We start from the raw sequence: 20,608 nt of genomic DNA on the forward strand, positions 1-20,608 counted from the left end.
AAAAAAAATACAGGTACCAGCGTCCGTTTCTGGCCGGATACCAGTTTTTTTGATGCGCCGAAGTTTTTAGTCTCACGCCTGCGACACGTCTTACGTGCCAAAGCGGTGTTGTGTCCCGGTCTGGTGGTGACGTTTGAAGACTTAAGCGGTGCCGAAAAACAAAACGATCGCTGGTGTTATGAAGATGGTTTAAACAGTTACCTTGCCAACGCAATGACCGATGTGCCATGCGTCCCGGCTAAACCATTTGTGGGTCATTTTGCAGATGAAAGCCAGGAAGTCGACTGGGCTTTAATGTGGCAACTCGAACCGGCAGAGGTAATTGCCGAAAGTTATGTCAATCTGATTCCGACGGCACAGGGCGGTACTCACGTAAATGGTCTGCGTTCTGGTTTGCTGGATGCCTTACGGGAATTTTGTGAATTCCGCAGCCTGCTGCCACGCGGGGTCAAACTCTCCGCAGAGGATATTTGGGAACGCTGCAGTTACGTCTTATCAGTTAAGTTGCAGGACCCTCAGTTTTCCGGACAAACCAAGGAACGCCTTTCCTCAAGACAATGCGCAGGATTTGTTGCCGGCGCAGTCAAAGATTCCTTCAGTTTATGGCTGAATCATCATATTGAAGATGGTGAAAAAATTGCCGAGCTGGCCATTAATAATGCCCAATCCCGTTTAAAACAAGCCAAAAAAGTCGTGCGTAAACGCGTCCAGTCTGGTCCTGCCTTACCTGGCAAACTGGCCGATTGTACTTCTCAGGATCCCTCGCGTACCGAGTTGTTCCTGGTGGAAGGTGACTCTGCTGGCGGTAGTGCCAAACAGGGACGTGATCGGGTATTCCAGGCCATCATGCCGCTGCGCGGTAAAATCCTCAATACCTGGGAGGTTGAAGCCACCCAAGTACTGGCTTCACAAGAGGTCCATGATATTGCGGTCGCGGTAGGCGTGGACCCCGGCTCGGATGATCTGACGGGTCTGCGTTACGGCAAAATCTGTATTCTGGCGGATGCGGATTCGGATGGCGCCCACATTGCCACCTTGTTATGTGCATTATTTGTCCGGCATTTCCGGCCGTTGGTTGAAGCCGGTCATATCTGTGTGGCGATGCCGCCGCTCTACCGAATTGATGTGGGTAAGCAGGTTTTCTATGCACTGGATGATGAAGAACGCAAAATCATTCTGGATCGTATCCAGCGTGACAATATAAAAGGCAAGGTCAGCACACAGCGATTTAAAGGTCTGGGTGAAATGAATCCGTTGCAATTACGTGAAACCACCATGGCCCCTGATACCCGTCGGCTGATTCGTCTGACCATTGATGCGGAAGACGATACTTTTATGATGCTTGATAAGCTACTGGCCAAAAAGCGGGCAGGCGATCGCAAAATCTGGCTGGAACAGCATGGCGATTTGGCTGACAGTCTAATCTGAACTGAGAATTTTAAATGAGTGCATTAGTTGACGATTTAGAACAGCAACCGCTTCGTGAATTTACCGAAAAAGCGTATCTGGGCTATTCCATGTATGTCATTCTGGATCGGGCCTTGCCACATTTGGCAGATGGCCTCAAACCAGTACAACGTCGTATTGTCTATGCGATGTCCGAGCTCGGCCTCAGCGCCGTGTCCAAACATAAAAAGTCCGCTCGTACCGTCGGTGACGTCTTAGGTAAATATCATCCTCATGGTGATTCCGCCTGTTATGAAGCCATGGTGTTGATGGCCCAGCCTTTCTCCTACCGATATACCTTGATTGATGGGCAGGGCAACTGGGGATCGATGGATGATCCCAAATCCTTTGCGGCCATGCGTTATACCGAAGCGCGTCTGGCACCTTACGCCCAAACCCTATTGAGTGAATTGGGGCAGGGTACAGTCGAATGGATGCCCAACTTTGATGGCACCATGGATGAGCCACAATTACTGCCAGCCAGACTTCCCAATGTGCTGCTCAATGGTGCAACCGGGATTGCGGTCGGTATGGCAACCGATATCCTGCCGCACAATTTGCGTGAAGTGGTCAATGCCTGCCTGTTATTACTCAAGTCACCCAAAAGTACACTGGATGATTTGTTAACCGAAATTCAGGGACCGGATTTCCCGACGGGCGGTGAAATTGTTTCACCTCAGGCCGAAATTCGTCGTATATATGAAACCGGTCATGGTTCGATTCGTCAGCGTGCGGCGTATAAAGTCGAAGAACATGAAGTGATTATTCATGCATTGCCCTATCAGACTTCCGGCGCCAAAGTGCTGGAACAGATCGCGGCACAGATGAATAATAAAAAACTGCCGATGGTGGCTGATTTACGTGATGAATCCGATCACGAGCAGGCGGTGCGTCTGGTAATTGTGCCGCGCTCCAACCGGGTGGATATCGAAAGTCTGATGTCACACTTGTTTGCCACAACCGATTTGGAACGCAGCTACCGCGTCAATATGAACATGATTGGCCTGGATGGCCGGCCACAGGTAAAAAACCTGCTGCAGATGCTCAGCGAATGGTTAACCTACCGAATTCAAACCGTACGTCGTCGCTTGCAATATCGTCTGGATAAAGTGCTGGATCGCATGCATGTGCTTGAAGGTTTGCTGATTGCGTATCTGAATATTGACGAAGTGATTGCGATTATTCGTGAAGAAGATGATCCCAAAGCCGAGTTAATGGCGCGCTTTAATCTGAGTGACCGTCAGGCCGAATCCATTCTCGAGTTACGTTTACGGCATTTGGCCAAACTGGAAGAAATGAAGCTCAAAGGCGAAATGGACGAGCTCAGCAAAGAACGTAAATCGCTGGAATTACTGCTGAGCTCGGACACACGTTTGAAATCACTTATCCGTAAAGAATTGACTGCGGATGCTGAAAAATATGGTGACGATCGCCGCAGTGAAATCAAACAACGTGATGCCGCCAAAGCGCTCAGTGAAACCGAATTATTACCTACAGAACCGCTGACTATTGTGCTGTCTGCCAGTGGCTGGGTGCGAGCCGCCAAAGGTCATGATGTGGATCCGGCATCATTAAATTACCGGACCGGCGATCGCTATCTGGCTTCAGTAAAAACCCGAAGCAATCAACAAGTCGTATTTCTGGATGAAAGTGGCCGCAGTTATTCATTGCCTGCCCATACACTGCCATCGGCAAGAGGCCAGGGCGAACCGTTAAGTGGTCGTCTGCAATCTGCCGCCGAAGTACGGTTTATTGCCGTTATCGCCGCTGAAAATGAGCAAATGATATTGTTATCCAATACCGCCGGGTATGGTTTTGTTACCCGCTTTGATAATTTACTGGCAAAAAACAAAGCAGGTAAAGCCTTATTCAATTTGCCGGAAAAGGCGGCTTTATTACCACCGCTGGTAATAGATACCGAAACACCGCAACAACTCGCTGTTGCCGCCGGTGATGGGCGTTTATTGGTTTTCCCGATCAGTGAAGTACCTGAACTGAACAAAGGTAAAGGCGTTCGTTTGATCAATATTCCACAGGCCCGTTTCAGCAGTGGCCAGGAATGGCTGCAATCGGTCACGCTGGTTCCCGAAAATCACAGCCTGACGTTGCACGCCGGCCGCCGTCATCTGACGCTGAAAACGACTGATTTGCAACACTACGCCGGAGAGCGCGGCAAACGCGGACATAAGTTACCGAGAGGACTGCAAAAAGTCAGTGCAGTCGAAGTCGCCGAATAACTCGGTCAATAGGTGTTCACGGTTGAGCTGACGGTAAAAAACCGAAGCTCAAACAGGATGCTGTTAAGTGAAAGATGGAACGAGCAATGAGGCTATTCCATCCGGATGATGGTAGCGATAAAAGATAAACAGCCACCGCTATCACAAAAGGGCATGTTTTCATGCCCTTTTTTATGTCAGAACCGCGCATTCTTGCTAAGATAGCGGCGAATAAACTATTGACGCAACGGGTCAAAAAACATAATGAAAATCCTCATAAGTAACGATGACGGCTACATGGCAAAAGGTATCCGTACACTGGCACGCTCGCTTGCCGGTCTGGGGGAAATTACTGTCGTCGCTCCCGATCGTAATCGTAGTGGTGCCAGTAACTCGCTCACTCTGGAAAATCCACTAAGACTGGACCGCATGGAAGACGGTGTTTACCGAGTCGAAGGCACCCCAACGGATTGTGTGCATCTTGCAATTACCGGTTTACTGGAAGAAGAACCCGATATGGTGGTTTCAGGCATCAATGCCGGCGCTAATCTGGGTGATGATGTATTGTATTCGGGCACCGTAGCTGCCGCGATGGAAGGACGTTTTCTCGGTTTGCCAGCCATTGCCATTTCGCTGGCAAGCTTTGAAGGTAAACACTATGAAACCGCCGGCTGGGTGGCGCAACAGTTAGTCGAAAGACTTAAATCTGTAGCATTACCCGCTGATACTATTCTTAATGTGAACGTACCTGATTTACCCATAGAAGAAATTATCGGCTTTGAAAGTACCCGCCTGGGCCATCGGCATAAAGCCGAACCGGTGATCAAAGAATTTGATCCTCGTGGCAGACCAATGTACTGGATTGGTCCGGCCGGCCAGGAACAGGATGCTGGTCCTGGCACTGACTTTGATGCCATTCGGCGTGGTGCGGTTTCAGTGACACCATTGCAGATTGATTTGACTCGATACGATGCGATTGATGGCGTATCAAGATGGTTGGAAAGCACTTTGTCATGATCGCCGATCCACGCGGAATAGGAATGACTTCGCAGCGGACACGGGATCGTTTGATCCAGCGTCTGCAAGAGCGGGGTATCAAGAATATTCAATTACTCTCAGTGATGCGCCAGTGTCCGAGGCATTTATTTGTTGATGAAGCCTTAGCCAGCAGAGCCTATGAAGACACTGCATTGCCTATCGGGTTGGGACAGACCATTTCACAACCCTATATTGTGGCGAGAATGACTGAAATCCTGCTGCAGGGTGGCCCCAGAAATAAAGTGTTGGAAGTCGGTACGGGCTCCGGTTATCAAACCGCCGTGTTATCTGAGCTGGTGCCCAGAGTGTTCAGTGTGGAACGGATTGCGCCTTTATTAAAACAGGCCAGAGAACGTTTCTATCATTTAAAGCTCAACAATATTCGACTCAAGCACAGCGATGGCAATTGGGGCTGGCCGGAAAACGGCCCTTATGATGGCATTATCGTCACTTGTGGTGCAGAACAGATTCCCCCGACATTGCTGGAGCAATTGGCACCGGGCGGGCGATTGGTGATTCCAGTCGGTGGTAGTAAAGGCCAAATCCTCAAAGTCATTGACAGGATTGGTGGTAAGTTTGAAGAAACGGAATGGGACGCCGTGAGTTTTGTCCCACTACTCAGCGGACAAATTGGATGAAATTATTTTCGGGGCTTTACCTCAAAGTGATGCAATGGGCCAGGCATAAACATGCCACCTATTGGTTGGCATTAGTCAGCTTCAGTGAATCTTCCTTTTTTCTCATTCCCCCCGATGTCATGCTGGCACCCATGTCGTTGGCCAGACCTGATAAAGCCTGGTTTTATGCAGGCTTAACAACAATAACGTCGGTGTTAGGAGGCTTATTAGGCTACTTGATCGGGGTATTTGCCTTACAGCTGGTAGAGCCCTGGATCATCCAGTTCGGCTATATCGAAGCATATGAAACGGCACAGCAATGGTTTAATAATTATGGTTTTTGGGCCATCTTTTTAGCCGGATTTACCCCCATCCCATACAAAATTTTTACCATTGCCGCCGGTGCGATCGGCATGTTGTTACTGCCGTTTATTCTAGGGTCCCTGATTGGTCGGGGCATGCGATTTTTTCTCGTTGCGGGTCTGATGAAATGGGGCGGTCCCGCATTTGAAGAAAAATTACATCTATGGGTCGATCGACTTGGCTGGCTGACAGTTGGTCTGCTGGTTGTGGCTTATCTGATATTTATCTAACCATGAAACTGTTACTGATTTCGTTAATGTTTTTATTAACCGCCTGTAGCGGTAACTATGCATTAGCGCCGATTGGTCGGGAAGATACGGGAAGAGCACAGCCAAGACCCGAACCGACTACAGCACCGAACAGTTACACCGTCAAACGAGGCGATACACTGTATTCGATCAGTTTCCGTTACGGCATGGATTATCGTGACGTAGCGCGTATCAACGGTATCCGTTCACCGTATACCATCTATGTCGGTCAAAAACTCAAGTTTAAAGGCGCGCCGGTTGTCGCCAGTACCACGCGTCCCTCATCAAGCCGGACAATAACGACTCAACCGTCTTCCCCCTCGATAACGCGGCCTTCGTCATCATCTCAACCATCACGGCCATCTACCGCCACGCAAACGCCACAAGTGAAACCATCAACACCTGCACCATCTGCTGCAACAGCCGTCACAGCAGGTAATGAAAGCTTAATCTGGCGCTGGCCGACCGAAGGCCGAGTGGTGTCGACATTTTCTGAATCCGCAGCAGGTCGTAAAGGGATTAATATCACCGGTAAACAGGGACAACCGGTTATAGCCGCTGCTGAAGGCAAAGTGGTATACAGCGGTAACGGGTTACCACGTTACGGTAATCTATTGATCATCAAACACAACGATACGTATTTAAGTGCTTATGCTCACAATGATACCCTGCTGGTGAAAGAGGGTGATTCGGTAAAAAGCGGTCAGCGTATTGCCACACTTGGCCGATCCGGAACGCAGACGGATCAATTGCATTTTGAAATTCGCCGTAACGGTAAACCGGTCGATCCGTTACGCTTTCTGCCTAAACAATAAGCCGCATTATCCGTTACAATAACGGGTTTGCTGCGGCAACATTATCAATCTATTTCAATGAGGTACTAGCGTGGAACTCGGCGCGACGATGCAACGAATTAAAACTCTCCGCGATCGCAGTGACGATCTTAGGGGGTATCTTTGACTTCGATACCAAGGCAGAACGCCTGATTGAAGTCACCCGCGAGCTGGAAGATCCAGCCGTCTGGAACAATCCTGAAAATGCCCAGAAACTCGGGCAGGAACGCTCTACACTGGAGCGTATCGTCAAAACCCTGTCATCGCACCGCGAAGTGCTTGATGATGCCAAAGACCTGCTCGAACTCGCTGTAGAAGAAAACGACGAAGACACTTTTAATGCCGTTAACAATGATCTGGACGAGCTGGAAAAAGGTCTGGAAAAACTTGAATTCCAGCGCATGTTCTCCGGCAAGCTCGACGCCAACAGCGCCTATCTGGATATTCAATCCGGCTCTGGCGGTACCGAAGCACAGGACTGGGCCAACATTATTCTGCGTATGTATCTGCGTTGGGGCGAAGCGCAGGGCTATAAAGTCACGCTGATGGAAGTCTCCGAAGGTGAGGTAGCCGGTATCAAGAGCGCCACCGTTCGTTTTGAAGGTGAATATGCCTTTGGCATGTTGCGTACCGAAACAGGTGTACATCGTCTGGTACGTAAATCACCGTTTGATTCCGGTGCCCGTCGTCATACCTCATTTGCCTCGGTGTTTGTTTATCCGGAAGTGGATGACACCATCGAAATCGACATTAATCCATCTGATTTACGTATTGATACCTACCGCTCAAGCGGTGCTGGTGGTCAGCACGTTAACACCACCGATTCAGCGGTACGTATTACTCACGTACCCACTAATACCGTGGTGCAATGTCAGATGGAACGTTCACAGCATAAAAACCGTGACCAGGCGATGAGCCAGTTACGCGCCAAACTGTATGAGCTGGAATTACAAAAACAAAACGAAGTAAAACAGGCTGCCGAAGAATCCAAATCGGATATCGGCTGGGGCAGTCAAATCCGCTCCTATGTACTCGATCAATCACGCATCAAAGATTTACGTACCGGTGTCGAAACCGGAAACACGCAGGCTGTTCTGGATGGCGATCTGGATCAATTCATTGAAGCCTCACTCAAATCAGGTTTATAAGCGAATCCAACATGACCCAAGAAACAGAATTTGACGAAAACCGACTGATTGCCCAACGTCGTGAAAAACTGGCCGCCATTCGTGAGCAAGGCAATGCCTTCCCCAACGACTTCCGTCGCAATGTGATGAACGGCGAGTTGCAAACCGAATATGCCGAATGGGATGGCGATCAACTCAAAGCCACACCACGTCGTGTAGCGATTGCCGGTCGGATGATGACCAAACGGGTCATGGGTAAAGCCAGCTTTGCCACCGTGCGTGATATGTCTGGTGATATCCAGCTTTATGTCGCGCGTGATGAATTACCCGAAGGCGTCTATCCCCAATTCAAAACCTGGGATAACGGCGACATCATCGCTGCCGAAGGTACCTTATTCCGTACCCAAAAGGGCGAGTTGTCAGTCCATGTTGAAACCATCAAATTACTGACCAAATCACTGCGGCCATTACCGGAAAAATTCCACGGTCTGTCCGATATGGAAACACGCTATCGCCAGCGCTATGTCGACTTGATCATGAACGAAGCCAGCCGCGAAACCTTCCGGATTCGTACCAAAGTCATTGATGGCGTGCGTCGTTACCTGATGGATAAAGACTACCTTGAAGTCGAAACGCCAATGATGCAGGCGATTCCCGGCGGTGCCACAGCCAGACCGTTCACCACTTATCACAATGCGTTAGATATGGATCTGTTCCTGCGTATCGCACCGGAACTGTATCTGAAACGACTGATTGTCGGTGGCTTTGAACGGGTGTTTGAAATCAACCGTAATTTCCGTAACGAAGGTCTGTCTACCCGTCATAATCCTGAATTCACTATGGTCGAGTTTTATCAGGCCTATGCCGATTTCAATGATCTGATGGATCTCACCGAAGATATGCTGCGTACTGTGACTCAGAATGTACTCGGCAGCAGTCAGGTGCATTATCAAGGTCTGGATATTGATTTTGCTAAGCCATTTGATCGCATGACCGTTAAAGATTCCATTCTGCATTTCAACCCGAATCTGAAAGCCGAACAACTCGACAGCATTGAAGCCGCCAGAGAAGTCGCCCAGGGCTTGGGTATTCCACTCAAAGACAGCTATGGTCTTGGCAAAGTGCAAATCGAAATCTTCGAAAAAACCGTCGAACATCAACTGATGCAACCGACCTTTATCACCGCCTACCCAACCGAAGTCTCGCCATTGGCAAGACGCAGTGATAACGACCCGTTTGTTACCGACCGATTTGAATTCTTCGTCGGCGGCCGTGAAATCGCCAATGGTTTCTCGGAATTAAATGACGCAGAAGACCAGGCCGAACGATTCAAAGCCCAAGTCGCCGAAAAAGATGCCGGTGATATCGAAGCCATGCATTACGACGCTGACTATATCCGAGCTCTGGAATACGGTATGCCACCAACAGCGGGAGAGGGGATTGGTATTGATCGACTGGTGATGTTGTTGACGGATTCACCTTCGATTAGAGATGTTTTACTGTTTCCGCATATGCGGCCTGAGTAAGATGATATATATATTTAAAATAAGAAACGGGCCATTGGTCCGTTTTTTATGCTCTATATAAATTGAGCATTTAGATAATAAATAAGAACTATTCCAAGTCGCTTAAATCCTTGCTACACATTTCAAATGCGACTATGGTTCACGGTATCAATAAGTAAGCTTTCAAATTATCAAATTGCTTATATCAATAGACTCTTATCTTTTTGTTCTTGCTAGCGACAGTTTGAATAATAAACTGACCACTCTTGTGGGGTCAGTCTCGTGGAGGGGACAGGAAATCGTGGAGATATCATGAGCAAGCTAAAAATCAAACACTCTGGCCCTATTGATTTTTTTTCAATGCTTTATTTCGAGCAAGTTTGGTTCATTATATTTATGATCCATTCACGTTAATAATTATTATGAGGTCGCAGACCTCATTAACAGACTGTTAGAGCTTAAGTATAGATATGAGAATTCCCACGGATCTGGAAATATTAAATACGATTTACCGCATATATCATTCTGACTTTGTTGCTTTTGAAAGAGGTGATGGGGCGCGGGATTCGAGAATCTATGTTCCGATTGACTGCAAGAAAATTGCTGGCGAGCTTAAAGTGGATCCTGACATTGTCTTTGGTCGCTTGTACTACCACTTAGAGAAGCAGTACGGTTACAAACAAGATGATGGGAGTAATGTTCATTTCTTTGCTCGCAAAGTTGGAAATGACCCAAGGTGCATAAACTTTCCACTTATGACCTCAGTTTTGGCTGGCTTGCGCCAAGAGAAAAGGAAGTTTTGGATAGGAACCGCAATCGCTATTCTTGCACTGGTTGTTTCAGCTGTCTCATTGACTGTTTCAGTTACGCAATCGGGAGGCTCTAACAAGTCAATGCTTCCGACCGTTGAAGCGGCGGCTGATTGAGGCGTTAGGAGTACTCGTGAACTATAATAATCGCATATTTTTTGGAAAATCCAATTCAGCTAACGGTGAGGTCAGCGAATCAACACGTTTTTATTACTATCAAAACGCAGATCAAGTTTGGGCTGATTATTCTGGCGGTGAGATTGTAAGTGGACATCTTCAAGGGAAGGTATTTGCCGATGGCAGCCTTGAGTTTATGTACCATCACGAAAACATCCACGGTGAGCTGATGGCTGGTAAATGCCGTTCAACGCCTCATCAGAGCCCAGATGGAAAGCTGGTTCTCAAAGAAAGCTGGCAATGGTTTACTGGGGATCAAACGACAGGAACATCAGAGCTTGAAGAGGTTGTTGAATCCTAACAAACACCAGCACATTCACTCCCTGCGGTCGCTGGACTCGCAACAAGTTGCTCGCCTGTGTGGTGGGCGTTATAAGCCATTCGAACTATGGAGAAATGAATGAAAGTTTCAAAGGTCATAGGAATTATTCTTATTTTTGTTGCTCTCGTTGGATGCGATCAGATATTGCCCGAACCGACAATTGACACATCATCAGATGAAAATATGAAGCAGTCATCTCAAAAGGTTCGTGAATCGCTACCAGAAGGTGAAAAAGAAAAATTTGATGAAGCGCTCCAACTTTTAGCCTTTAACCAATTAGATCTGAAAGTTCTCTTAGCCGAAGGGGCAGCGGGTGTTGGTAATTTAGAAAATAAAATGAAAGAATCTTTGAGCGGCAAAACAGCCTCACAAGTAATCGCTGAGGCGGAGCGCATAAAACTTGAGCGGGAAGCTAGGCAAAGACAACAAGCGCTGGATGAAATAAAGGAACTTGAGATGGCGCGCGCTAATGCCGAGACTGCTAGAGAACAGCTTAAGAAATTTGAGGTTCTTCGGTCACGCTTTTATCAGGAAGAGCAACGTTACACTGGAAAGCAGCCAATTATCGAAATAACAGTAAAGAACGGAACTGATACGGCTGTCTCCCGAGCATATTTTGAGGGGGTTCTCGCTAGCCCGGGTCGCAGTGTCCCGTGGCACAAAGACTCATTTAACTACAGCATATCTGGTGGTTTAGAACCCGGAGAAGAACAGAGTTGGCGTTTAGCTCCAAACTTGTTCTCAGACTGGGGAAAAGTAGAAGCTCCTGCTGATGCGGTCTTCACGGTAACTGTTGAAAAAATTGATGGGGCGGATGGAAAAACTCTCTCTTCAACAACGGACTTCAAAGATCGTGATAGAACGCGTCTTGCTGAGCTAAAAGCAAAATACGGTATTCAATAGTGGCATATAACAAGGCTATAGTGCGGGACTGCCTACACGCCACTTCGCTTTGTTCCGGCAGCCCCATACATTGCGGCGTTAGGCAAATTTAATGACTTCAGAAATCTTAATAGATGCAGATCGTCTTCACATTTGTATTGGGAAGATCGTCGTTAAATTTCAGTTAATAGAAAATGTAATCGCAGAAGTTTTAGCCTCATTACTGAAAATGCGTGGATCTGAAGACATCCATCGCGTTACTGCCGCAATGAGTTATGCACAGAAACTGAATCTGATGTGCGATCTTTATGACGACAGGAAGAGTCCAGAATGGCCATCAATCGATCTTGAGAGCGTGCGTAATGCACTAATGTCAGCTGAGACATTCAGAAACTCAGTTGTGCATTCGCTTTGGTTTTTTGGAGGTGAGCAACGTCAATGGATGCGTGCAAAAGCTAATCTTCGTAACGGAGGCAAGCTAAAAATTGTTACTGGTCCAGCAAATATCGAAGCCCTTGAAGAAGCAGTCAGCTGCCTCAGCCTCATCAGCGATTGGTATCTCGGTCGTTCTGCTCAGCTAGCTGTCGCCACAAGCTCACTAAATCAGTTGTCCAAAGAGCTTAGCGTCCGTCAAAGTAAGGCCAAACAAGTGGTTCAAACCGTTCGCTGCACTCACTGGGACGGGCTAAAGCCCGCCCCTTAACCAAACGTTATGTGCAGAGTCTCAACGTATGACTGAACAAGAAATACACCACAAGATGGTCGTCGGCAGCTTCATAAAAAACAAGCTGGAAGAATATGAGTACTTCCTAAGAAAAATCATAAAACTATGCGATCTAATTGATAAAAATTTCTTGGCCGGCATCAATCCTGTCAATACAAGCGATGAAGATATAAACTTCAACTTCAACGCTTTCGTCAATACCTTCCAATCACTTAAAGACTCTCTGGAAACAGCTACAAGTCAAAAAATCGCATGGTCGTACTTCGCAGATGTAAGGCACTCTACCTTTTTCAAGGAATGCAGGAATGCCATAACTCATGACGGCATGCAAATCATCAATGCCTACACGGATGGGAAGTACTACATCGCGAACAACATAGAGAGAATAGATAACAAAGGAAGACTCATCAGCCTTGAAGCTCCGAAGCAGGATATTCTCACTCTGTGCCTAGAGTTTTCTACTGACCTGGTACTTGAGGTCGAGAGAATCGCTGATGAATACGGTCAAAGTATTCCGACCCAAAGCAATGTAAACAAAATAAAGTACATTGAACGATACATGAACAGTCCTTTTGTACCTGAATTTGCGCGCGAGCTATTCCAACAAAATCGTGAAATCATCGAGCAGCAATTGGCGGCACACGTTTTTAATCCGGTAGCAGACATAAAAAGGCAAACAGCGAGCATTAGCAGCCTATGTGCCCACACATAACAATGCGCTCAACTGGCGCTCACTTCGTTCGCTGGACAGCCAAAAGCTGCGCTTTTGTCTGCCCGTTAGCTTAATCGTTACAGGGCTAGATCATGACCACGGAATTTCAAAAAAAACTAGCCTTAGACCAAGAGCTTTTTAATGCGGTGAGGCTTATCAAAGCAGGTCTTGGACAGCTTCAGACGCTCGATGCGGGCAATGATTTCTATCATTTACCGTTATTAACTTTGGCAAGTGGGTTCGAGCGGTTCATGAAGGTTACGTTTTGCTTCCGTTGGCTTGAGGCGCATGGCAGTTTTCCGACCAGCAAAGCTTTTCCATCCGGGCGAAACGAACATGACCTCAAATGCCTGCTCGAGAGAATTCGTACTGAATGCTTTTTAGATGATTACGTAGACAATATTCCTGGAGCAAAGGCAGACGTCGAATACTTAAATTCAAAGGAGCTTCTGTCATTTATTTCTGTGCTTAGCGACTTTGGGCAAGCGGCGCGGTATTACAATTTGGATGTGGCCGTTGGCCGGAATGTGCAAACGGAGGATCCGGACGCTGCGTGGCAACGGCTAGAGACTGAGATACTTTTGGCTCGCAAGGACCTAATGGATGAAATTACAAATAACTCTGTAAGCAATCGAGTCCATATAAAAATTAATAACGAGGTTGTTTCTCGACTTGAAAGGTTTGCGAGAGCGCTCGCCAGGCTCTATACGATAGGAAAAATTGGAGTAGAGGCGAGGAGATACCTAGGCTATATTAGCTATTTCCTTCATCTTTCAGATTCTGACCTTGGAACAAAAAAATATGAGCTATCGGGCAGCGCCCTGTAACAATAGGCTGCACAGTGACCGATTTTCCGCCGCTTCGCGGCTCCAAGCCGGCGCGTGAGCCGGCGTTATGGCCATAGACTGGAGATGATATGACATTCGAAGATTTGCGATCTGAAGTCCATGAAACATACATGAAATACTACGTTGCAGGATTTAAAGGAAACGATGTTTCTCTGATCGACAAAATGGTCCAGTATCCTATCGCCTACATTAAAAATGGTTCGGTGACCATGTGTGATTCGTACCCTATTGATCCGAAAAGTCTAAAGGAGGAAAAGGGATGGGATCACTCTGTCGATTGGAAGTTTGAGGTAACAGCTGCAAATAATATTGAAGCCCATGCAGTTGCTTCTGCTGTCAGATGCAGAGCAGATGGCTCAAAAATTGAGAGTGTGCATGGGTTCTATGCTTTTACAAAAACAGATGATGGCTGGAAAATGTATGCTGTTGCGGACGCTACCTTTTAACCATAACAATTCGCAGAAGTACGCAGCTTGCAGCTGCTAGGCGTCTCTGATGGCCACCGCTGTGCTTCGCGTTATGCATTAAGAGGTGGTCAGTGGCTGACCCCTTGATTCGTGCTTTCGTGGATCTAAGTCGGACCAGTCAACCAGGATGATTGGCTGTGTTTGTTGATGGATGATACGTAACGCCATCCTCGAATAAATGGCCTGGATTTCAGCCTGTAAGTGAGGATTACGACATAAACGCATACTGCGTTTTATTTGATGTTTTTCGCTGGTTTGGCTGGTGATATTGCGACCAATACCAGTGATAGATAATGGACTTCCCTGAAGCAAGCTGGTCAACGACGCCTGAAGACTGGCTCGTCTTACTTTGTGCATGGTGGGCGTGACATCGTTTAGGAATGTATTCACAATAGATTGAACTCGCATGGCATTTCTGACCTGTTTTGTTGTGGTGATAGATCAGATCAGTTAGTGTCGTGCGAGTTCCTTTCAAAGCTTGCTTACTTTATTGTTTAGATTCATTTTTTCGTGGGGATTGGTCAGTGGCTGACCCCTTGATTTCGTTCAACACTAAGGCTTAAACAAATCAAGTGGGAAACGGCTTATCAAACAATGCAGAGGCGGGACATCTTGTTGTTTAAGCTTTATTATTTTCGTGGGGATCGGTCAGTGGCTGACCACTTAATATCATTTTAATAAAATCGCTTTGAATGGAATAATCGAAGAAGTCTAAGGAGTGTTTATATTTTGATTCAGTACCTTTTGGGATTCTCAAGCATGAAAGATGATACCTAATAGAAGCCCGAAGAAACACCTCCACATTTTCTATGTTTCCAGCATCATTACTCTTACTATTAGTGATTAGAGTCACCTGTGAAAACAATGCCGGCCAATTTGTAGACAAAACCCTAATGGTTTTCCCTGATTTTAATGGAACTTCATAATCGATATAATCATGTGATATGGGCATACCAAACACTGACATACCATTTATTACGGAGTTAATTTTTAATGTACAACTTGGGGTAGTAATACAACCAAACCAGTCTGCTTCTTCAAACCACTCAGCTGAATCAGTTATCGCGGGCCCAATTAATGTATTTTCATCATGAAGAAAGTCACCAACAGAAATAGCTCCCCTAAGTAAAAAACCTTTGTGTATACCATTTACAATCATTCCATTGATTAAGTGACTTATAACTGACAAGAGTTTAAGTATTTGATTAGGGTTTTCCTTACCTAGTATCTCCCAAGCAATTAAAATTGTGTCTCCAAAAGTTCTAATGATAGGTGGGTTTTCCTCGTAGTATTCTTTTAATTCTTCACAACTTATAACGATTGAACTTAAAGCTACATTAGGTAAACCAAGTGTATTTTTAATAAAAGAAATGAATTTTTTGGCCTCTTCCACCGAATTATTTTTTACACCTAGTGCATCCATCAATACAACAATGCCGAATTCACTATTTATATTATCTCGTTTATTCAAAACAACCCTGCCAATTTTAATTAATTAGTTCAATAGCTTAAGTTATATACAGTGATTCCAAGTTGGTTCGGTAGAGTTTAATCTATACTTCACAAAACTCAAATTAATTAAAATTTAAATCAAGGTGAGAATCAAGGAGGCATCCAAATTGATTTAGTCTGATTACACTTACTCCTTTAAAACCAGGAAAAATGGATTCAGGGTTGGAAATAGCTATTGGCAGGGGGCGAAACCAAAAGGGGCAGAGTATTTGGTTTTGAGATACTTTACCCCTTGATATCTTGAAAGCCGAGAATAAAACAGAGTTAAAAAATCAACGCAAAAAGGCCGATCACGACAAGCAATCCGATAATAAAAATAATACCTACTACACTGCCCAAGAATTTAAACATGATAATTTCTCCTTGTTGTTTTCAATGGATGTGAACCGATTTCTTCTGGCTCACTATCAATTCATACTTGCATGCTTCTCAAATAGTGAGCAATAACATCAGTTAACTTGTACCTTCCAAAACGAGTAAGTTCTACTTGGTTTTTACGGGCTATTTGGCGAGATGTAATCAAAAGAGAAATCATGGGGCAGCCAATTTGATTTAATTCCTTTTTGATTCCTCAAGCCAAACCAGCTTCATGGTAATTCAGCATTAGACAATTCGGCACTGCCAATATAGACCACCAGCAGGCTTACGGGGTCGCTGCTGTTGTTAAAACCAAAATGCACCATATTCTGAGCCTCCATTAAAGCCTCGCCCTGCTTATAAGTGCGCACGCCGTGATCGCCATAATCCACTGAAATTACCCCGGACAACACGTAGGCGAACATCGGGATCTGATGAATATGCGGTTTGCCAGCTTCACCCGGTGCCAGAGTAATGATATCTGAGGTAACCCGAGGTGTTCCGCTTGGGTAGACCAGCGGCTGGCCCAACACATCAACTTCGCTCTGTAACAAATTCTGACCTTTATAGGCCTGCTCATCTGCTATTGCATAGCTCGCAGTAGCCAACAATACTATCCCCAACCTGCCATTAAATCTCAGCATGCGAAACTCTCTACCTATTAATACAGAATATGGAAACCAGGGTTTGTTGATCTTTTCCATAGCCGCCGTTGTTGTCACTGAAAATACAGCAATCAAGGCGTGAGGAATACAGTTTGTGATAGACAGCGCTGTATATCAGCCTATCAGGACTTGCGAACACTTTTGGCGTTTTGTAGTCGTTCTAAATAAATAACGAGCAAAGCTTCCGTATCCTGTTCAAATCAAATGGGCCAAGTTCTGACTCTTTTGAATATTCTTGTTATTTATAGTGGGGAGTATATGTGATGAATGATATTGTTTCTAACGCTGAGTACACAGAAGAAGCATTTACTTTTCAACAAATTAGCGAATCGTCCGGTGACGTTTTACTAGAGTTTGGTGCCCCTTGGTGTGGACACTGTCTGGCGGCAAGTTCGGCGATAAACGAAGTCGTAAATGAACATTCCGAACTGCGACATCACAGAATCTATGATGGAAAAGGCAAACGACTGGGGCGTATGTTCAAGGTAAAGCTTTGGCCGACGTTAATATGGTTGCACGAGGGGAATGAAGTAGCTCGCCTCGTGAGGCCGTTACGTTCTGACGAGGTTCGTCAATTATTCTCTAAAATCAACCAAAGCGACTGACCCCTTAATTCTCTTTACTCCCTGATTCGTAAAAAGCTGGCAAAACGGGGCACGCCATTTTTTGTGAAACCATGGTATTTATAAGTGATGATACTGCCGATAGGTGGAGGGTTCGCGCGATCCGCGTCTGTGAACCCAGTGCCAATAGAAAACTCAATGTCTTGTTGATTCTTTACTCGCAGCGCGCCAAGCATGCCCGTGTATTTACCCTGACCGGGTAAATGCGCAAGGACTTCAGCTTCGTCATCAAAGTAAGGTTTTAACTTCAATACAGCATTGCTTCTGCTGGCGCGATGCTTTGCTGTTGCTAAATGCAGCATCAGACCTTCTGCACCATTTTCAACCAGCGTTTGCAAGTGTTCACTTAACGCATGGTTGGAGTCAAAACGTTGTTGCTTGACGGCCTGAATATGGTCAGCATTTATCTGTTCGACCAGGCTTGAATAGTTGTTATAGCGCTGTTCAAAAGGAAGGTCCGCATCAGGCATATCAAACACCATGTATTTAACTTCACGCCAAAGGTCATCGTCTGGCGTTTGGGTTCGTACAATACCGCTTAACGTGTCGAAATCCTGTCGCCGTGTCCATAGCTCACCATCAAGCCAAACCGCAGGAAGGGGAGCCGTAAACCATTCCGGCGCTGATATGGGGTTACCTTGCCTGGTGAGCAGTTTTTCGCCTGTCCAGATGGCACGCACTCCATCGTATTTTTCACTGACCAAATAGTTGCTAATGTCACTGACATTATCCTGGTCATAAAGGTTTGCCAGTTGTACCTGTGGTGGTGTCTCTGCCTGAACGGCGAAAACGTGAACGGTGAGATACAAAACCGCTAAACATAAAAGAATCCGTTTTGACATAAATGCATCCTTGCTTGTCAGTTGTTGTGGTTAACACTGGTTCAATAATAATCGGGTAAGAGGGCTCAATTCCGCAAATTATGTCGCATATTGAGTCCTTTCATCGCTGATAAATATGCGTGTGAACATGCTATGCAAAGATTAGGACTGATCATAAAGGCGCCTGGTAACCAAATTGAAAGCACCGCGAGATGGCGAAGAGTTTGATTTCAAATTTGATGGGTGACCACTACTATGACAAGGCAATCAGCCTTAATATGTTCGAACGTTGTATTTCATAACACTTCTCTAAAAAGCGCGGCATAATATTACACACCAGTATCTGGGCCGGGCTCTGCCCCATAAATCATCACGCTTTAACCATTGGAACATCGAATGAAACATATTGGATGGCTGCTTTTCGTTTTGTACAGTCCGAACGCGCTGTCTGCGGGCGAAGTTGAAATCCCTTTGCTGGCTGAAACCGCTCATCTGCAGACTGCGATCAGTCGAGCCCTTGAATTCGATGAGAATGGCCAGAGCACAATCAGCAATGACCCATGCAACCGGGTTGAGTTGTCCGATATGGTTGTGATGACCGAGGATGCCCAATTATCAGTTGGTATGGCATTGACCGCCACGACCGGCGCCTACGTGCTTGGTGCATGCCGGGGACCGAAACCGTGGCAGGGCCGGCTTGCCTTGAAACTGACTCCACAGGTGATGGCATCGGGACTGGGCATAGAGTTTGTGCCGGCTGCGATCGAGTTATCCCGCCCGGATAGCACGCCCGGTCTCTTGAGTAAACCTGTTCAGCTGATTGCCGATGCGCTGGTGCTGCCGCGCATGAAAAGGGTACAAATTGACCTGGCCGGGCCACTGAACAGCCTTGATGGATTGATCGAGCAAATGATCGGACCGGGGAATGATCAGGGTGGTGAGCTGTCCCTGATTCAGCGAACCCACATTACCCGTCTTCAGATAGAAGAAACAGGCCTCAGGGCTTGGCTGGCTTTCCAGGTTCGTGCGTCTGAAACGACTGATCAAGCGCCCGAGCCAACTTTGGACAAGAGCGAGTTTGCTCAATGGCAAACGCTTGAAGATGAGTTAGACGGTTTTCTGACCACCATCATTTCGGCGCTGGCCTACTCGACGGAGTCACGTGCCTTACGTCTTGAATTACTCGCCGTGCTGCTGGATGCACGACACGCGATTGCCGAGGCATTGACGGTCGATGATCCTGAGTATGATCCGGTTCGAGAACTGTTCCTGACAACATGGGATCGGTTACGGCCACTGATGAGTGAACTTGAAGGTATGGAGACTCCGGGACTGGAAGTGGATTTCAAGCTTGCCGCGTTTATCGCGGGTGGTGACGCGTTACGGGCACTTGACGCTCTCGGGCCTGAGTACGGTTTTGAAATCAACCGTGATGGACTGCGAAGACTTGCCCGTTTACTGCTGGCCGAAGCAGCGCCGCCAAGTTTTACACCGTTACCCTTGGAGGTCGATCCTGAGTTTCGCGATTTGTTTGGATTTAATGCTAAAGACGAGACCGTATTTACACCAGAATTAACGGAACAAATCTCCAGTGGTTTTGGCCGGGTAGGGTCCTGGCTTTTTCCGGCCGCTCATGCCGAGAGCATCTCCCCGGCTGAGGCTTTAAAAGGGTTAGTCCCGCGACAGGATAATCTTAATGACTATCTGGAACTGGTCGACAGCTTGCTGCAAGAGCAATCCAGTGCCTGGCTGACTAACAATGATGGCGTTCCGGATATGATGGCAGAGCGACTCGATCCCCTGGTTCGTGCCACAGCATGGAAAGAATCCTGCTGGCGCCAGCTCGTAGATGCGGGTGGTGAACCTAAAGTGTTGCGTTCAGCTGGAGGTGCAGTGGGCATGATGCAGATCAATGGTCGTGTCTGGCGCAAGGTCTATGATCTTGACCGTCTCGTTGATGAGGTCGACTACAATGTGAACGCCGGCATCGACATTTTGACCCATTACATGGTTGATTATGCGATCCGCAAAGGCGAGCACGAGCAGCCCGGCGGTGAGGACAATTTGGTAAAGGCAACTTATGCTGCTTACAACGGCGGCCCGGGACAATTGGCACGATACCGTCGCGAAGATACCCCCGCTCAATTGAAGGCCATCGACTATGAGTTCTGGAGGCATTACACAACCATAAAGGAGGATAAATGGCCGGACATCTCCAGCTGCTATGCGGTTGGGGGGGTAATGACCAGAGATTAAAGCGTCAGCCAGGTCATTTGGTTTTTCTATTAGAGCGTTG

At 46.7% G+C, this 20,608-nt stretch carries 22 protein-coding genes; 17 read left to right on the forward strand and 5 right to left on the reverse strand.

Annotation, left to right across the window (positions count from 1 at the left end):
- The 15 genes from parE to LGT40_RS07575 form a co-directional block, all read left to right on the forward strand.
- Window positions 1-1,428: DNA topoisomerase IV subunit B (gene parE, locus LGT40_RS07505; protein WP_226343185.1), on the forward strand; the 1,428-nt coding region annotated here is incomplete at its 5' end.
- A gap of 14 nt (window positions 1,429-1,442) precedes the next feature.
- Complete coding sequence (gene parC / locus LGT40_RS07510) at window positions 1,443-3,683, forward strand: DNA topoisomerase IV subunit A (RefSeq protein WP_226074895.1); 2,241 nt, start codon at window positions 1,443-1,445, stop codon at window positions 3,681-3,683.
- Between the two features lie 243 nt (window positions 3,684-3,926).
- Window positions 3,927-4,679 (forward strand): 5'/3'-nucleotidase SurE, encoded by a 753-nt coding sequence (gene surE / locus LGT40_RS07515; RefSeq protein WP_226074904.1) that lies wholly within the window; start codon window positions 3,927-3,929, stop codon window positions 4,677-4,679.
- The gene (locus LGT40_RS07520; RefSeq protein WP_226075515.1) at window positions 4,676-5,338 is read left to right on the forward strand and encodes a protein-L-isoaspartate(D-aspartate) O-methyltransferase; all 663 of its coding nucleotides are present in this window, start codon (window positions 4,676-4,678) and stop codon (window positions 5,336-5,338) included. The genes surE and LGT40_RS07520 overlap by 4 nt, the downstream gene beginning before the upstream one ends.
- On the forward strand, window positions 5,335-5,910 hold the full coding sequence (locus tag LGT40_RS07525; protein WP_226074906.1) for a YqaA family protein: 576 nt from the start codon (window positions 5,335-5,337) through the stop codon (window positions 5,908-5,910). The genes LGT40_RS07520 and LGT40_RS07525 overlap by 4 nt, the downstream gene beginning before the upstream one ends.
- Window positions 5,844-6,743 carry a peptidoglycan DD-metalloendopeptidase family protein gene (locus LGT40_RS07530; protein WP_226074908.1) on the forward strand — a complete coding sequence of 300 codons (900 nt, stop codon included), beginning with the start codon at window positions 5,844-5,846 and terminating at the stop codon, window positions 6,741-6,743. Before LGT40_RS07525 ends, LGT40_RS07530 begins: the two co-directional genes overlap by 67 nt.
- A gap of 88 nt (window positions 6,744-6,831) precedes the next feature.
- A protein-coding gene (prfB, locus tag LGT40_RS07535; RefSeq protein WP_264177847.1) for a peptide chain release factor 2 occupies window positions 6,832-7,909 on the forward strand; the annotation gives its coding sequence in 2 pieces (ribosomal slippage) (window positions 6,832-6,885 and window positions 6,887-7,909; 1,077 coding nt in all).
- 11 nt (window positions 7,910-7,920) lie between these two features.
- On the forward strand, window positions 7,921-9,414 hold the full coding sequence (gene lysS / locus LGT40_RS07540; RefSeq protein ID WP_226074917.1) for a lysine--tRNA ligase: 1,494 nt from the start codon (window positions 7,921-7,923) through the stop codon (window positions 9,412-9,414).
- A gap of 449 nt (window positions 9,415-9,863) precedes the next feature.
- The gene (locus tag LGT40_RS07545) at window positions 9,864-10,319 is read left to right on the forward strand and encodes a hypothetical protein (RefSeq protein ID WP_226074919.1); all 456 of its coding nucleotides are present in this window, start codon (window positions 9,864-9,866) and stop codon (window positions 10,317-10,319) included.
- Window positions 10,320-10,335: 16 nt separating this feature from the next.
- Window positions 10,336-10,680 (forward strand): avidin-fold protein, encoded by a 345-nt coding sequence (locus tag LGT40_RS07550; protein WP_226074920.1) that lies wholly within the window; start codon window positions 10,336-10,338, stop codon window positions 10,678-10,680.
- Window positions 10,681-10,779: 99 nt separating this feature from the next.
- Window positions 10,780-11,604 carry a DUF6694 family lipoprotein gene (locus LGT40_RS07555; RefSeq protein WP_226074922.1) on the forward strand — a complete coding sequence of 275 codons (825 nt, stop codon included), beginning with the start codon at window positions 10,780-10,782 and terminating at the stop codon, window positions 11,602-11,604.
- A gap of 91 nt (window positions 11,605-11,695) precedes the next feature.
- Window positions 11,696-12,286 carry a hypothetical protein gene (locus tag LGT40_RS07560; protein ID WP_226074924.1) on the forward strand — a complete coding sequence of 197 codons (591 nt, stop codon included), beginning with the start codon at window positions 11,696-11,698 and terminating at the stop codon, window positions 12,284-12,286.
- Window positions 12,287-12,314: 28 nt separating this feature from the next.
- On the forward strand, window positions 12,315-13,019 hold the full coding sequence (locus LGT40_RS07565; RefSeq protein WP_226074926.1) for a TM1802 family CRISPR-associated protein: 705 nt from the start codon (window positions 12,315-12,317) through the stop codon (window positions 13,017-13,019).
- A 92-nt stretch (window positions 13,020-13,111) separates the two neighbouring features.
- Window positions 13,112-13,846, forward strand: a complete 735-nt coding sequence (locus LGT40_RS07570) for a hypothetical protein (RefSeq protein WP_226074928.1) — start codon at window positions 13,112-13,114, stop codon at window positions 13,844-13,846.
- A gap of 89 nt (window positions 13,847-13,935) precedes the next feature.
- A complete protein-coding gene (locus tag LGT40_RS07575) occupies window positions 13,936-14,313 on the forward strand; it encodes a DUF6841 family protein (protein WP_226074930.1) in 378 nt (125 codons plus the stop codon).
- A gap of 78 nt (window positions 14,314-14,391) precedes the next feature.
- On the opposite strand, the gene LGT40_RS07580 is transcribed toward LGT40_RS07575, so the two are convergent.
- The 4 genes from LGT40_RS07580 to LGT40_RS07590 form a co-directional block, all read right to left on the reverse strand.
- On the reverse strand, window positions 14,392-14,742 hold the full coding sequence (locus tag LGT40_RS07580; RefSeq protein WP_226074933.1) for a hypothetical protein: 351 nt from the start codon (window positions 14,740-14,742) through the stop codon (window positions 14,392-14,394).
- A gap of 211 nt (window positions 14,743-14,953) precedes the next feature.
- Window positions 14,954-15,805, reverse strand: a complete 852-nt coding sequence (locus LGT40_RS07585) for a hypothetical protein (protein WP_226074935.1) — start codon at window positions 15,803-15,805, stop codon at window positions 14,954-14,956.
- Between the two features lie 305 nt (window positions 15,806-16,110).
- Window positions 16,111-16,197, reverse strand: a complete 87-nt coding sequence (locus tag LGT40_RS16790; protein WP_482930553.1) for a small membrane protein YohP — start codon at window positions 16,195-16,197, stop codon at window positions 16,111-16,113.
- A 236-nt stretch (window positions 16,198-16,433) separates the two neighbouring features.
- A complete protein-coding gene (locus tag LGT40_RS07590) occupies window positions 16,434-16,847 on the reverse strand; it encodes a cupin domain-containing protein (RefSeq protein WP_226074937.1) in 414 nt (137 codons plus the stop codon).
- A gap of 284 nt (window positions 16,848-17,131) precedes the next feature.
- Here LGT40_RS07590 and LGT40_RS07595 point away from each other — a divergent pair, with 284 nt between their 5' ends.
- Complete coding sequence (locus LGT40_RS07595; protein WP_226074939.1) at window positions 17,132-17,473, forward strand: thioredoxin family protein; 342 nt, start codon at window positions 17,132-17,134, stop codon at window positions 17,471-17,473.
- Between the two features lie 14 nt (window positions 17,474-17,487).
- Here the strand turns inward: LGT40_RS07595 and LGT40_RS07600 are convergent, their stop codons facing one another.
- On the reverse strand, window positions 17,488-18,333 hold the full coding sequence (locus LGT40_RS07600) for a DNA ligase (RefSeq protein ID WP_226074941.1): 846 nt from the start codon (window positions 18,331-18,333) through the stop codon (window positions 17,488-17,490).
- Window positions 18,334-19,014: 681 nt separating this feature from the next.
- Between LGT40_RS07600 and LGT40_RS07605 the strand changes: the two genes are divergently transcribed.
- Window positions 19,015-20,568 carry a lytic transglycosylase domain-containing protein gene (locus tag LGT40_RS07605; RefSeq protein ID WP_226343186.1) on the forward strand — a complete coding sequence of 518 codons (1,554 nt, stop codon included), beginning with the start codon at window positions 19,015-19,017 and terminating at the stop codon, window positions 20,566-20,568.
- The last annotated feature ends 40 nt before the right edge of the window (window positions 20,569-20,608 follow it).

This window comes from Methylophaga pinxianii (assembly GCF_020447225.1).
Lineage (GTDB): Bacteria > Pseudomonadota > Gammaproteobacteria > Nitrosococcales > Methylophagaceae > Methylophaga > Methylophaga pinxianii.

What these genes read in the sequence shown, in the direction of transcription:
- LGT40_RS07580 (WP_226074933.1), bottom strand. Translation starts at nt 14,742, where the DNA reads ATGCGAGTTCAATCTATTGTGAATACATTCCTAAACGATGTCACGCCC.
- LGT40_RS07545 (WP_226074919.1), top strand. Translation starts at nt 9,864, where the DNA reads ATGAGAATTCCCACGGATCTGGAAATATTAAATACGATTTACCGCATA.
- LGT40_RS07560 (WP_226074924.1), top strand. Translation starts at nt 11,696, where the DNA reads ATGACTTCAGAAATCTTAATAGATGCAGATCGTCTTCACATTTGTATT.
- LGT40_RS07555 (WP_226074922.1), top strand. Translation starts at nt 10,780, where the DNA reads ATGAAAGTTTCAAAGGTCATAGGAATTATTCTTATTTTTGTTGCTCTC.
- surE (WP_226074904.1), top strand. Translation starts at nt 3,927, where the DNA reads ATGAAAATCCTCATAAGTAACGATGACGGCTACATGGCAAAAGGTATC.
- LGT40_RS07525 (WP_226074906.1), top strand. Translation starts at nt 5,335, where the DNA reads ATGAAATTATTTTCGGGGCTTTACCTCAAAGTGATGCAATGGGCCAGG.
- lysS (WP_226074917.1), top strand. Translation starts at nt 7,921, where the DNA reads ATGACCCAAGAAACAGAATTTGACGAAAACCGACTGATTGCCCAACGT.
- LGT40_RS07600 (WP_226074941.1), bottom strand. Translation starts at nt 18,333, where the DNA reads ATGTCAAAACGGATTCTTTTATGTTTAGCGGTTTTGTATCTCACCGTT.
- parC (WP_226074895.1), top strand. Translation starts at nt 1,443, where the DNA reads ATGAGTGCATTAGTTGACGATTTAGAACAGCAACCGCTTCGTGAATTT.
- LGT40_RS07520 (WP_226075515.1), top strand. Translation starts at nt 4,676, where the DNA reads ATGATCGCCGATCCACGCGGAATAGGAATGACTTCGCAGCGGACACGG.
- LGT40_RS07595 (WP_226074939.1), top strand. Translation starts at nt 17,132, where the DNA reads ATGAATGATATTGTTTCTAACGCTGAGTACACAGAAGAAGCATTTACT.
- LGT40_RS07590 (WP_226074937.1), bottom strand. Translation starts at nt 16,847, where the DNA reads ATGCTGAGATTTAATGGCAGGTTGGGGATAGTATTGTTGGCTACTGCG.
- LGT40_RS07530 (WP_226074908.1), top strand. Translation starts at nt 5,844, where the DNA reads ATGGGTCGATCGACTTGGCTGGCTGACAGTTGGTCTGCTGGTTGTGGC.
- LGT40_RS07575 (WP_226074930.1), top strand. Translation starts at nt 13,936, where the DNA reads ATGACATTCGAAGATTTGCGATCTGAAGTCCATGAAACATACATGAAA.
- LGT40_RS07570 (WP_226074928.1), top strand. Translation starts at nt 13,112, where the DNA reads ATGACCACGGAATTTCAAAAAAAACTAGCCTTAGACCAAGAGCTTTTT.
- LGT40_RS07565 (WP_226074926.1), top strand. Translation starts at nt 12,315, where the DNA reads ATGACTGAACAAGAAATACACCACAAGATGGTCGTCGGCAGCTTCATA.
- LGT40_RS16790 (WP_482930553.1), bottom strand. Translation starts at nt 16,197, where the DNA reads ATGTTTAAATTCTTGGGCAGTGTAGTAGGTATTATTTTTATTATCGGA.